General features: G+C 59.6%; 8 protein-coding genes. All 8 read right to left on the bottom strand.

Annotated elements, in window-relative coordinates:
• Window positions 1-3: 3 nt before the first annotated feature.
• A complete protein-coding gene (locus ACIOVB_RS21150; RefSeq protein ID WP_401271032.1) occupies window positions 4-1,596 on the bottom strand; it encodes a calcium-binding protein in 1,593 nt (530 codons plus the stop codon).
• 172 nt (window positions 1,597-1,768) lie between these two features.
• Window positions 1,769-5,329, bottom strand: a complete 3,561-nt coding sequence (locus tag ACIOVB_RS21145; RefSeq protein ID WP_401271030.1) for a glycosyltransferase — start codon at window positions 5,327-5,329, stop codon at window positions 1,769-1,771.
• 96 nt (window positions 5,330-5,425) lie between these two features.
• On the bottom strand, window positions 5,426-6,991 hold the full coding sequence (locus tag ACIOVB_RS21140) for a flagellar hook-associated protein 3 (protein ID WP_401271028.1): 1,566 nt from the start codon (window positions 6,989-6,991) through the stop codon (window positions 5,426-5,428).
• A 14-nt stretch (window positions 6,992-7,005) separates the two neighbouring features.
• On the bottom strand, window positions 7,006-9,066 hold the full coding sequence (flgK, locus tag ACIOVB_RS21135) for a flagellar hook-associated protein FlgK (RefSeq protein WP_401271026.1): 2,061 nt from the start codon (window positions 9,064-9,066) through the stop codon (window positions 7,006-7,008).
• 22 nt (window positions 9,067-9,088) lie between these two features.
• Window positions 9,089-10,384, bottom strand: coding sequence for a flagellar assembly peptidoglycan hydrolase FlgJ (flgJ, locus tag ACIOVB_RS21130; RefSeq protein WP_401271023.1), 1,296 nt, complete (start codon window positions 10,382-10,384; stop codon window positions 9,089-9,091).
• An 11-nt stretch (window positions 10,385-10,395) separates the two neighbouring features.
• Window positions 10,396-11,484: a flagellar basal body P-ring protein FlgI gene (locus ACIOVB_RS21125; RefSeq protein WP_401271073.1), complete on the bottom strand. Its 1,089-nt coding sequence runs from the start codon at window positions 11,482-11,484 to the stop codon at window positions 10,396-10,398.
• Window positions 11,485-11,511: 27 nt separating this feature from the next.
• Window positions 11,512-12,207 (bottom strand): flagellar basal body L-ring protein FlgH, encoded by a 696-nt coding sequence (gene flgH, locus ACIOVB_RS21120; protein ID WP_187677349.1) that lies wholly within the window; start codon window positions 12,205-12,207, stop codon window positions 11,512-11,514.
• 52 nt (window positions 12,208-12,259) lie between these two features.
• The coding region (gene flgG, locus ACIOVB_RS21115) for a flagellar basal-body rod protein FlgG (RefSeq protein ID WP_401271021.1) at window positions 12,260-13,027 on the bottom strand (768 nt) is incomplete at its 5' end.

Raw genomic sequence — 13,027 nt, 5'->3', positions numbered from 1 at the left:
GGATCAACCAAATAGGGCGAAAGCGTCACCGGTGGCCGGCAGATCGTAGATCATGCCGTCGGCCGTCTGGATATGCTCGATGGTGTTGCCCTGCGCGTACCAGTTTTCCAGCTTCACGCCACTGGCTGGAACGCCGCTACTGCCATCATTGGCACTGTGCAAATAGGCGTCCTTGCCCACCCGAGTGACACTCAACTGGCTGGCATTGGCGATGGTGTTCAACACCAGCGTGTCGTTAAGACTGCTGCCATATTCCTGAATGGTCACCAACCCCGTGGTGTTCACGACATAGGTGTCATCACCCTCACCGCCACGCGCCTGACCACCCGTGCCCTGGCTGCCCACGAGGTTCAGGATCAGCAGGTCATCGCCGTTGCCTGCGGACAACGTGTAATAGCTGCCGGTGCCGGTCAGAACATCATTGCCGTCGCCGCCGTCAGCACTGCCCCGATTGACCGTGATAGTGTCATTTCCCTCATCGCCACTGGCAAAAGTAGCCAGGTCGTTGGCAGCGCTGACGATAACGTCATCACCCTCGCCCCCCCAAAGCGTATCGCCCTGCGGTGCCGTGCCGTCGAGACCGGATGCCAACCCGCCATAAATGTGATCGGCCCCTTCGCCACCGCGAATGAAATCGTTGCCGGCACCACCCTCCAGATAATTGCCATTCGAATCCCCATCCAGCCAATCATCAAACTGACTGCCGCGCAGGCCTTCGATATCGTAGAACGTGTCACCCGAGGCAATACCGGTTTGTGAACCCCACGCCAGATTGATGTTTACCCCGGCATCACTGTCGTCATAACTGACAATGTCGATCCCCGCACCACCGTAAAAGGCATCACTGCCCGCGCCACCCGACAACACGTCATTGCCGGCGCCGCCCGTCAGCATGTTGTCACCGGCATTGCCATGGCCGGTGAAGTCACCCGTGCCGGTATAAGTCATGCGCTCGATGAACGGATCCATGGTCATCACTGACAGACTGGTATACAGCTCGTCCACACCACCACTCTCTATTTCGGAAATGGTCACACCGGTACTGTTGATGATGTAGACATCATTGCCCTGACTACCGTCAACCGTTACGCCACCGGTATCGATCGTGAAATGGTCGTCCAGCAGGGAGCCGACGATTTTTTCCACATTGCTGACCAGACCACCGATGCGCAGCTCAACACTGACAGCCTCCAATGAATCGGAATAGTTCAGAACGTCGTAGCCATCGCCACCATCGAACGCTTGCCCGGCTTCCTTGCCAAACAGTACATCGTCAAAGCCTGAACCCTGAATGGCTTCGATTCCGGTGAACGTATCACCGTTGGCGAAACCGGTAGACATCCAGCCTTGCGCCATATCAATGAACACGCCTTCACTACTGTCGGCGTAGCTGACCGTGTCAAAACCCTCACCACCAACAAAGTGATCCGCGCCGTTTCCCCCGAACAGCAGGTCATTGCCGGCACCACCAATGATCAGGTTGTCACCGGCATTTCCATAACCGGTGAAATCGCCGGTGCCGGTGAAGGTCATTTTTTCAACGGACGCGTCCATCTGCATGTTGTCTGCTTCACCCGTTCCATTTATCACTGCCATGTGTTTCTTCCTTGCGTTGTTGTTGAACCCTGTCCCTGGGGCGAGGCACTCCTCGCTTGAGTGGGCACACATTTGAAATTTATCGACCAGTGCCATTAAAGGCTGAGAGCAAGACAAAAAAAACGCAGGCAACCGCGAGGTCACCTGCGTTTTTTTGCCCGCCGAGTTCAGATCAATCCGGCAACCAGCCCCACAACCAATGATTGAGGTTGTCACCGCGTAACATGAAATCACGGTGCACCGCTTCCTTCAGTTCGTCGCCCATGCGGTAGCTGGCGTCCGGATCGGCGAGGTGCATGCGAATCGCTTGCAGCCATTCTGCGGTGCTGTTGCTGTAGACCTTGGTGCATGGCAGGTGCCCGCGATAGGCCTCGGTGTCGGTGCAGATCACCGGGTAGCCGCAGGCACCGTACTCCAACAGACGCAGGTTGCTCTTACAGTCATTGAAAATATGGAATTCCAACGGCGCCAGTGCTAGGTCGAGGTTCAGACTGGCCAGTTTGAACGGGTAGCTCTGCAAGCTGATGGCCGAATGAAATTCATGAATGTAGGGACGCAACTCGTCCGGGCACATGCCGAAGAATACCCACTCGACTTCGTTCGCCAGTTCCCGCACGACCTCGGCAATGATCTCAAGATCCCCCGAGTGGCTGGTGCCGCCACCCCAACCCACGCGCGGCTTGCTCGAGGTACGACGGTGACTGGTCAGGGTCGCCCACGGCTCCGGCGAAAGCATATTCGGCACAATGCGAATATCGCTGTGCATGCTCGACAACGCATCGGAAAGTGCCTGGGTGGTGACCACCACACGATCACACAGCGCAATACCTTCGCGCAGCATCTGTTCGGTGTTGACCGGTTTATTGCGCGCGTGAGTGTTTTTCTTTGGCGCACTGATCACGTAGTCGTCGAGTTCGAAGATTCGCAGCGCGCTGGAGTACTTCTTGATTCGCTGAATATCGCTGACCGCACCGTCGCTATAGCGGCATTGCAGAATGATCGAATCCGGGGCCAGACGCTCGATTTCGACGGTCGAAGGCGACTCGTAAGCCCAGCGGCCAAGCGCCCGGCCAGAGGCTTCAAGCTCGGCCAGCGGCCCGGTCACACGGTAATGACCGACAGCCGAACTGTTGACCGGCAAGCCGAGAATCAGCGGCAAGTGACGGGAGCAGAACGGATTCCAGTTATTGCGCAACGACGGCTCCAGACTGAAGCTCGACACGCCGAGACTGAGCGACGGACTGTACGCCGGATCCTTGATGATTTTCGGCATCCACTGGCGATGGAACGCTTCTTCCTCTTTTTCAGAGAGGGCAAGCGGCGCATTCTCGGTCAACGGCGCAATCACGACACTGGCATAAGGCGTCCAGACCACCAAGTAGCCATCGCTGCCTGCCCGCAGACACAGATCGACGTCGCTCAATCCGCGCGCGAACGTCTCGCCATCGAACTGCCCGAGCGCATCGAAAACTTGCTTGCGGACCATCAGGCATTGACTGCTGACCGCGCTCCAGTTCTGCACCACGTGCAGACGCTGCATGTAGCCGCGAGAGCTTGCCGACTCACCGGCAAATGGCGAACCGACCGGCCCCGCCAGCCCCAGAATCAAACCGGCACTGACAATCGCCCCTTCAGGGCTGAGCAGGCGGGCACCGACCACGGCAACCTCCGGACGCCGGGCCTGGTTAAGCAGTTCGTCGAGCCAGTCGCTTTCATAGATCACCGCCTCGGCGTCGAGCAGCAGTAAATACTCGCCCCGCGCCTGATCGGCGGCGAAGTTACGGAGGGCGGCGACATTGTCGGCTCCGGCGTACTGCACGACCCGCAGCATCGAGGCGCCCAATTGAGCCATGGCAGCCAGCCATTCGATCATCGCCGACTCAGTGCTGCCGGTGTCGACCAGCAGAATTTCGTAGCGACTGTAGGCGGTATGCTCAATCAGGCTCTCGGTGCAACGCTGCAAGGCGTGCAACGAATCGCCGGCCCGAATGATGATCGACACCAGCGGATTTTCTGCGTGGTGATAGTCGACGCGGTTGATCAGCGGCATCTCTTCATGACGAATGCTGTAATCCACACCGATGCGCTGCAAATGCGCGCCGACCATCGCAGCGTTGTGATCGATCACTTCCGGCAGCGACAGCCACTGGGCATACGTCAGGCTGGACTCCACCTGAATCTCGGCGATGTGCTCGATGGTCTGCGGGCCGGCTTCTTCCACCAGGCGCCACAACAAGTCATGCGGAGCGAGTTCGCCATGGGCCGGATCGAAGCCACCCACAGCCAGATAGCGCTGACGCTCGAAAGCCAGAGCGCGTCCAACATAAGGGTAGGCGCGCATCAGATCGAGATTGAAGTCCGGCTTGAATACCGGTTCGATGGATTCACCTTCGATCAGCGCCCCCTCATCGCTGTAGGCACACAACAGGCCCGGCGTTGCGGCGATGCGCTCGGCCAGAATCAACAGCGCTGATTCGCGCAAGGTGTCGCCGGCACGCAGCAGGTAAAACCAGTCGGCACCTTCCAGTTGCGGGATCACCGCGTTGAGTTGCTGCGCCCAGTCGGCCTGAAACGGCAACTGCAGCACTCGCTCGCCGACATCGCACTGCGCATCCGAAAGCAGCACAACCGCCGCCGGCGCATAAAGCTGAGCCTCGATGCCGCGCAACGTGGCTTGCAAGGCCTCTATATCGCCGTCAGGGTCGATGACAATCGGCACAATCTGCGACCGCGTCGACCAACTGGCGATGCGTTGCGGCATCTGCTGTTGCTCGACCGGCGAGAAGCAGCGGATCGATAGCCACTCCCGATAGAAATCGTCATAGCTTTCGCTTTCGGCGCCAACCCGGCCGCTGACCACGGTATTGCGGTTACCGAGAATGCGCGTCACGCACAGCTCTTGCCAGGCGTGGGGCTGATCATTGATGTTGGCCAAATCGATATAGCGCACCCAGCCAGCCGCCGGCGCGGCTTCGCCACTACGGGCAACAAGCATTTGCGCCAGCCACTCCCACTCCACTCGCGCTCGCTTGAGCATTTCCGGCGTACGGCTCAGCCGCTCCGGGTACAACCGCTCGGTGCTCAGCACGGTGTTGAGCGAGACCATATTGCCGCGGCGCATCAGACACACGAACAAGGCGAAATCGAGCGTGGCGACAAAACCTGCACCCTCTTGAATAAGCGCAGGCAGTAACTCCAGCACGTCGGCGCGACGCATCAACGCGGCACTGAAGTTGCCGACAAAATTCAACGGCGTGGATTCGAAGATCGCCAGCATGTCGTCGCCCTTGAACAAGGCGTCGTTCGGGCTGAACCGGCAATTGTCAACGCGCGGCGGCAAGAGGAAATTGCCGGCGTCGCTGAGCATGCGCAAGGCAAACACCAGATTGGCATCAGCGTGATCAATCAGCACCTGCGCCTGCAGGGCAATGCTCGGCGCGAACAGTCGATCGTCATCGCACAACACTTTGACGAACTCGCCACGAGCCTCTTCGACGCAACGCAGCACGTTGTTCTGTAACCCCAGACGCTGCGGGTTACGCAGATAGCGGATCGGATGAGCCGGCTCGGCGAACGACTCGACAATCTGGCGAATCTGCTCATCGTCCGAGTCGTCGCAAATGACGATTTCGAGGTGCTCATACGTCTGCGCGAGCGCACTCATCAGCGCCTGATCGAAGAAGCGCGGGTTGAAGGCGGGGATGACGATACTGACGAGGGGGTGTTGATTCACGGCGGGAAACTCTCGAGCGGCGGGTCCCTGCCCTCTTCAGGCAGGAACCCCGTAACCGCTTAGGAAAAGACGGTTGGCAGCTCGACAGGCACAGACTCAGATCTTGTTGAACAAGCCCAGTTGCGCAATCTTGCTGAAGGCCAGTTGCGAGGCTTGCAACATGGTTTGCTGCAGGGTCAGACGGGTCATGACCTCAGCCGGATCGGATTCGCGGATCGACGATTGTGTCTGCGCGTTGGCCAGTACCAGCGACTGATTGGTATCGCTCTGGGTCACCAGCGATGAGCCCCGACCACCGACCGAACTGATCGCACTGGATAACTGATCGGTGCCACTGGCGAGGTTGCCCAGACCGGAGGCCAGACCGGCCTGCAATTGCTGGATAGCCAGCGCATTGCCATTGGTTGGCGTGTTCAGCACGTTTTTCAACTGACTCACGCTGTCCAGAATGTTCTGGGTTTCGTGAGTATTGACGGCCACGCTGAACTGATCGTTGGCAGCCGGTGTACCGCTGATGTTGAAACTCACACCCGAAGCAGTGGCCACGCCTGCGACCACAGTGCCGCTGGACACCGGTTTGCTGTCAGCGGTCAACGGTGCAGCGTACAGATCGAACGCGGTCGCGCTGGTGAATTTCATCACCGCTGAACCGGTCGGGAAACTGGCTTTGTAGTCCGTCGAGTTGGTGACGCTGCTGCCGGTGATCTGGGCCGACGACGGGTTGCCCGGGCTGCGGGTACCGGTGAAGGTGTCAGGCTTGGCCGCCAGTGTGAACGTGTGACCCGGCAGCACGGTGCCCGGCACATCGCCCGATTGCAGGTTGATGTTCAGCGTCAGGTCCACGCCCCGGAAGCTGACCGTCTGACCGGCCGTGCTTTTCGGATCGAACGCACCACCCTGACTGGCTTCGGCCGTCACATCATTACCGGCCGAGTCAGTGATTTTGAGCTGGGTGCCGCTGACAAAATCAACAGTGTACGGCTCGCCGCTACGGAACTTGCTGTTGTAGCTGACGTTCGACGACACCTGACCGTTGGACAGAACCACGCGATTGTCATTGACCGCAGGCGCCGTCATGGTGACCTGGCTGCGGCTGGTGTTGACCGCTTGCTGGAAAGCTTCCCAACCGGTGGTGTTGGTGGCCATCTTCATGTTGTCACCGATCGCCAGATCGAGGGTCACCTGGTCGCCGTTGTAGGCGTAAGTGCCATCGTCATTGCGAGTGAACGGTACGGTGTCGCCCTTGGAGCCGGCGAAGATGTATTTACCGTTCTCGTCCTTGCTGTTCATCAGGCTGAGCAGTTGCTCTTCGATCTGACCCAGCTCGGACGCCGTGGCCTGACGGTCGGCGTCCGTGTACCCGGCGTTGCCGGCACTCACAGCCAATTCCTTGGCACGCTGCAGCACGTTGTTGATGCTGGTCATCACCGCTTCAGCGGTACCCAGTGTGCCTTTGATGGTAGTGGCGTTGGCTTCGTACTGATCAAGCATCGAAGCCTGTTGGCCCAATTGCAGCAGACGCGAAGCGCCAACCGGATCATCTGCCGCCGTGTTGACGCGAATCAGGCTGCTGGCCTCTTCGCTGCTCTTGACCACGTTGGCGAAGTTTTTCTGATAGTTGGCTGCCGAAGATTCGTAAAACTGGCCGGTAGAAATGCGCATGGATTACGACTCCCTTAAAGACTGTTGATCAGTGTGCTGAAAATTTCCTGCGCAGCCTTGATGATCTGCGAGGACGCGGTGTAGTACTGCTGAAACTTGACCAGGTTGCCGGTCTCTTCGTCGAGGTCGACGCCGGACAACGAATCACGCGCACCTTTGGCGTTGGCCAGAATGGCGTCGGTGGCCGCGCTGTCGAGCTTGCCCTGGGCAGCTTTGGCGCCGACACCTTCGACCAGTTTGCCGTAGGAGTCGGTCAGGGAAATACCTTTGCTGGCCGAACCGGTGTCCACTGTCTGCTTGGTCTGCAAGTCAGCCAGTACACCGCCGTTGCGGTTGTCCAGTGTGCCCGGCTGGCTGAGGCTGACATTGATCGCCGAGCCTTTGCCTGGCGAGCCGGCGACGGTCATATCGAAATTGACGGTGTACTGGGTGGCCGGAGCTGGCGGGATCGCAGCGCCGGTCGAGTCCTTGAGCGGAATACTCAGGTTCAGGGTGTTGTTCTGGCCCGGCTTGATGGTGCCGCTGCTCAACACACCGCCCTTGGCATCGAGTAGCTGGTAACCCTGACTGGTGCCGTCCGCCGAAGGATCGCCAAACACCACTTTGACCGGCGTCGAGTACTTCATGCCGTTCTGCATCGCCGTGGTGGTGGTGGCGTCGTAGATATCGAACTTCGTGGTAAGGGTCGGTTGACCGCTGGCCGGAATAGTCAGCGTGCCGCTGCCGCCGGGGGCAATGGCAGCGCCCAACGGAGCTGCGATGGCCAGACGCTTGGAGTCGGTCATCTCGGTCTTGATGTTGGCCGCCGCGCTGCGCGTCGGGGTGATCTTGAACGTGTCGCCCGCCGCCGCCGTGCCGCCAGTGAGTTTCAACGAGAAGCCGTCGATGACCGGAGGCGGGTTGGTGGTGGTGCTGAACGCGCCCATGGCGGTGCCTTCCGGCAGACGCTGCACGGTGTAGTCCGTGGCGCTGGTGAAGGTCACTTTGTAATCGTTGATGGTCAGCTTGCCGGTGTCTTCGATGCTCACATCGAATTTGCCGGAACCTGCGCTGTTGCCGATAGTGGCGGTGCTGCGCGCAGACATGTTCGCCGCAGTATTGATACTGGTGAACAGGCTGCCGCCAAAGTCACCGTTCTTGTCGATGCCTTGCGCCTGAATCGTGTTCATCTGATCGGCAACGACCAGTGCCACGCGGCCCAGCTCGTTCATCGCAGGGTCGAGCACGGTGCTGCGATAACGCAGCAGGCCACCGATCTCGCCACCGGTGATGCCCGAGGTGATGTCGACAGTGCTGGAACCGTTATTGAGCTGCAGGGCCATACGCGATGGGTCGGTCTTGCTTGGCGTGACTTCCAGCTTGCTGACCGTGCTGCCCATCACCAGCGGCTGACCGTTGCCCAGATATATATCCATGTTGCCGCCACGCTCGACGACCTGCGCACCGGTGAAGGTCGACAGTTGGCGAATGGTCTCGTTACGCGCGTCGAGCAGCTCGTTGGGCTGGCCACCGGAGTTGGAAATTTCGGAGATTTTCTGGTTCAACTGAGCGACAGTGTTCGCCAGTTTGTTGACCTGATCAGCCATGCTCGTCAGGTTGCCGTTGATGTCCGAGTTCTGCGCGTTCAACTGGCTGGAAACCGAGTTGAAGCGCGCGCTCAAGGCTTGGGCATCACTTAGCAGCAATTGGCGCGAAGCATCATCACCCGGCTTGGCGTTGACGTTCTGCACCGAGGCGAAAAACTTGGTCAGCGCGCCATTGAGGCCGGTGCCGCTATCGGACAGCAATTTGTCGAGCGGAGTGACCTGACCCAGGTAAGCCGCCGCATCGCTGTTGAGCGAAGTGGTGGTCTGCAACTGGGCGTCGATGTAGCTGTTGTAGACACGGCGCACGTCGGCCAGGGTCGTACCGGTGCCGATCCAGAGGTTGCCGTTCTGAATCGAGCTTTTTGAATTCTGCACGGTTTGCTGGCGCGAGTAGCCGGCCGTATCGACGTTGGCAATGTTGTTGCCCGTCACCATCAAAGAAGATTGGCTAGCGGATAAACCCGACATCCCGATGTTGAGCAAACTCATGGTTCAAACCTTACTTTATGTTTTATAGAGGCGTTGTCGAAACGCCCGCCGCAGCGTAGTTCTGGTTAACGTTCATCTGCTTGGCAATCTGCGAAATCTTGCTTGCGTAGTTCGGGTCGGTGGCGTAACCGGCCTTTTGCAACTCGCGTACAAACTGTTCTGGGTTATCGGCCGACTTCAGCACTTCTTGATAGCGATTATTGCTCTGCAGCAAAGTCACCAGATCGTGGAAGCTGTCCTTGTACGAGGCATAGGAACGGAACTCGGCCGTCTCCTTGACCATCGCGCCATTACGGAACTCGCTGGTGATTGCCCGGGCCGAATCACCCTTCCAGTTGCTGCTCGCCTTGATACCGAACAGGTTGTGGCTGCTACTGCCATCCTGAGCACGCATGACCGACTTGCCCCAACCGGTTTCCAGTGCGGCTTGCGCCACCAGGTAACGCGGATCGACGCCGATACGAGCGGCGGCTTCCTCGGCCATCGGCAGCATGGTGTTGACGAATTCGTCGGCAGAACTGAAGGCTTTTTTCGCCGGCGCCAATGGAATCTGCGCCATCGCCCGGCCGTAAACCTGCATCTGCCCACCGGAGGCTTTGTCAGCCTCGGCGCGTGCCAGCCAGTCGCCGTTGTACAGCGGACCTGCGCCAGTGGTGGCGGCAGTCGTGGCGCGCTGTGGCAATTGCGTTGCGGCGCTTGTCGTGGTGGCCGAAGGCACCAGGCCTGCGAGCAAACGATCAGCCAGTTTCGGTGGCAAGGCCAGACGACGCTGGTTGATCAATTCCATGTCGTTGCGGTGGGCCAGTTGCGTGTTAGGCGCATTGACCGAACGCGAGGCCCACAGCGGACGCTCACCATTGAGGCGCGACAACGGGCCATTGGTGGCGACGGTGCCAGCGGCAATCGGCGTTGCCACGGCAGCGGCCTTGGCTTTGGCTTCTTCCTGCTTGGCGGCGGACGCGGCCGCAGCCTCACCCGGCGCCATTGGTTTGTTCTTCGACATCTGGCGCATCAGCACGTCGGCCAGACCGATACCACCGCCCTCGCGGGACATGGAAACGGCCAGTTGCTGGTCGTACATTTCCTGATACTGCTTGGCGGCCGGCGTGTTGAGCGGATTGTCCTCACCCAGGGCATTGGTCGCCGAACGCATCGATTTGAGCATCTCGCCGAGGAACAGCGATTCGAATTCCTGCGCAACTTTGCGCATGTTCGCATCACTGTCCTTGTCACCGACCTTTAGCTGGTTCAGACGATTGAGGTCAGAGTAAGAACCCGAATCGCTGCTGCTGACCAGACCGCTCTTGCGCATATCCATAGTCGTCGGCCTCAGATCACGATCAGGTCGGCTTGCAACGCGCCGGCCTGCTTCAGTGCTTCGAGAATGGCCATCAAGTCACCCGGTGCCGCGCCGACCTGGTTCACCGCACGGACGATCTCGTCGAGGGTGGTGCCAGGGCCGAACTTGAACATCGGTTTGGCCTCCTGTTCGGCGTTCACGCGGGAACGTGGCACGACAGCGGTCTGGCCGTTGGACAGTGGGCCTGGCTGGCTGACGATCGGGTCTTCAGTAATGGTCACGGTCAGGCTGCCGTGGGTTACGGCGGCCGGCGAGACTTTCACGTTCTGACCGATGACGATGGTGCCGGTGCGCGAGTTGATGATGACTTTCGCCACCGCCTGACCCGGATCGACTTCGAGGTTTTCCAGGATCGACAGGTAGTCGACACGCTGGCTCGGATCGAGCGGTGCGGTAACGCGGATCGAGCCGCCGTCGATGGCCTGAGCGACACCAGGGCCGAGCATGTCGTTGATCTTGTCGACGATGCGTTTGGCGGTGGTGAAGTCGGAACGGTTGAGGTTCAACGTCAGGCTATTACCCTGATTGAAACCGCTCGGCACCGAGCGCTCCACCGATGCACCGCCAGGGATGCGACCAGCCGACGGAACGTTGACAGTGATCTTCGAGCCGTCTCGACCTTCAGCATCGAAACCGCCCACGACCAGGTTGCCCTGGGCGATTGCATAGACGTTGCCATCGATACCCTTGAGCGGGGTCAGCAACAGGGTGCCGCCACGCAGGCTCTTAGAGTTACCGATCGAGGCAACGGTGATATCGACCTGTTGGCCTGGCTTGGCAAACGCCGGCAGATCAGCACTGATGGACACCGCCGCGACGTTCTTCAACTGCACGTTGCCCGATCCCGGCGGCACTTTGATACCGAACTGCGAGAGCATGTTGTTGAAGGTCTGCAGGGTGAACGGAGTTTGCGTTGTCTGGTCACCGGTGCCGTTAAGCCCGACCACCAGACCGTAACCGATCAATTGGTTGGACCGCACGCCGGAAATGCTCGCGATATCTTTCAGCCGCTCGGCGTGGGCACCAAAGGCTGCGGACATCATGGCCGCAGCGAGCATGAGGCTCTTGAAGTTCAACGTAGCCACCTAGAAAGGGAACAGCGGGCTGAGGAAGAAACGGTCGAACCAGCCTGGCTGACTCGCATCGGCAAACGAACCGGTGCCCGAGTAGGTGATGCGCGCGTCGGCGACACGGGTCGACGAAACGGTGTTGTCAGTGGCGATGTCATCGGCACGCACCAGACCGGCGATCCGCACCAGCTCATCGCCCGTGTTGAGGGTCATCCACTTCTCGCCGCGCACGGCGATGATACCGTTGGGCAGTACGTCGGCCACGGTCACGGTGATCGAACCGGTCAGGGTATTGCCCTGCGCAGCCTTGCTGTCGCCCTTGGTCGCGCGGTCAGCGCTGTAGCCGGCGTTCAGGCTCAGGTCATTGCTGCCCAGCGGGTTATTGGTGGTCAGACTGGAACCGAACAACGAAGTCAGGCCGACCGTGGTATCGCTGTTCTTGCCGATCTGCGAGTTTGCGTTTTTGCTCGCCTGGGTTCTCTCGTTCAGGGTGATGGTGATGATGTCACCGACCCGGAACGCCTTGCGATCGCTGTACAGGTTCTGCTCGAAGCCGGCCTGATAGATCGAGCCGTTGTTGGCGGCCGCCGGCAACGGCGTGCGCGGCAACACCGGGGCGTAGTAAGGGTCATTGGGCTTGGGCGTCGGAGCGACGCAGCCCGCGAGCGAGACGACTCCACTCAATGCCAGAACAGATACGAAGCGATTCATGACCCTACCTCACGGTGTTGCAGGCGACCTCATGGCCGCCTCATAGACTTGATTACAGATTCTGCGTTACGAACGAGAGCATCTGGTCGGCGGTGGAGATCACCTTGGAGTTCATCTCGTAAGCGCGCTGAGTGGTGATCATGTTGACCATCTCTTCAACGGTGCTGACGTTGGACGTTTCCAGGGTGTTCTGCAGCGTGGTACCGAAACCGTTCAGGCCCGGAGTACCGACTTGCGGCGCGCCGGAAGCAGCGGTTTCCAGGAACAGGTTGTTGCCCACCGCTTGCAGGCCGGCCGGGTTGATGAAGTCGGCGGTTTGCAGGTTGCCAATCACTTGGGAAGCCGGGTTGCCGGCAACGGTGATCGATACGGTGCCGTCACGGCCGACGGTGAAGGTCTGGGCATCGTTCGGAATGACGATGGCTGGTTCCAGAGCGAAACCGCTGGCGTTGACGACCTGGCCATTGGAATCGAGGTGGAAAGTACCGTCACGGGTGTAGGACGTGGTGCCGTCCGGTTGCAGAATCTGGAAGAAACCGCGACCGTCAACGGCCAGGTCCAGCGGCTGTTCGGTGGTTTGCAGGCTGCCGGCGGTGAAGTTTTTCTGCGTGCCGACAATGCGCACACCGGTACCCACTTGCAGACCCGACGGCAGTTCGCTGTCCTGGGTCGACTGGGCGCCTGGCTGACGCTTGATCTGATACAGCAAGTCCTGGAACTCGGCGCGGTCACGTTTGAAACCCGTGGTCGAGACGTTTGCCAGGTTGTTGGAAATGGTGGTCAGGTTAGTGTCCTGGGCGGACAGACCGGTTTTGGCAAC

It is taken from the genome of Pseudomonas sp. NPDC087639, from assembly GCF_044743385.1.
GTDB lineage: Bacteria > Pseudomonadota > Gammaproteobacteria > Pseudomonadales > Pseudomonadaceae > Aquipseudomonas.
Note: the sequence above shows the minus strand (reverse complement) of the source record. Positions and strands in the feature narration are given on the sequence as shown.

What these genes read in the sequence shown, in the direction of transcription:
- flgH (WP_187677349.1), bottom strand. Translation starts at nt 12,207, where the DNA reads ATGAATCGCTTCGTATCTGTTCTGGCATTGAGTGGAGTCGTCTCGCTC.
- flgJ (WP_401271023.1), bottom strand. Translation starts at nt 10,384, where the DNA reads ATGGATATGCGCAAGAGCGGTCTGGTCAGCAGCAGCGATTCGGGTTCT.
- flgK (WP_401271026.1), bottom strand. Translation starts at nt 9,066, where the DNA reads ATGAGTTTGCTCAACATCGGGATGTCGGGTTTATCCGCTAGCCAATCT.
- ACIOVB_RS21125 (WP_401271073.1), bottom strand. Translation starts at nt 11,484, where the DNA reads ATGCTCGCTGCGGCCATGATGTCCGCAGCCTTTGGTGCCCACGCCGAG.
- ACIOVB_RS21140 (WP_401271028.1), bottom strand. Translation starts at nt 6,991, where the DNA reads ATGCGCATTTCTACCGGCCAGTTTTACGAATCTTCGGCAGCCAACTAT.
- ACIOVB_RS21150 (WP_401271032.1), bottom strand. Translation starts at nt 1,596, where the DNA reads ATGGCAGTGATAAATGGAACGGGTGAAGCAGACAACATGCAGATGGAC.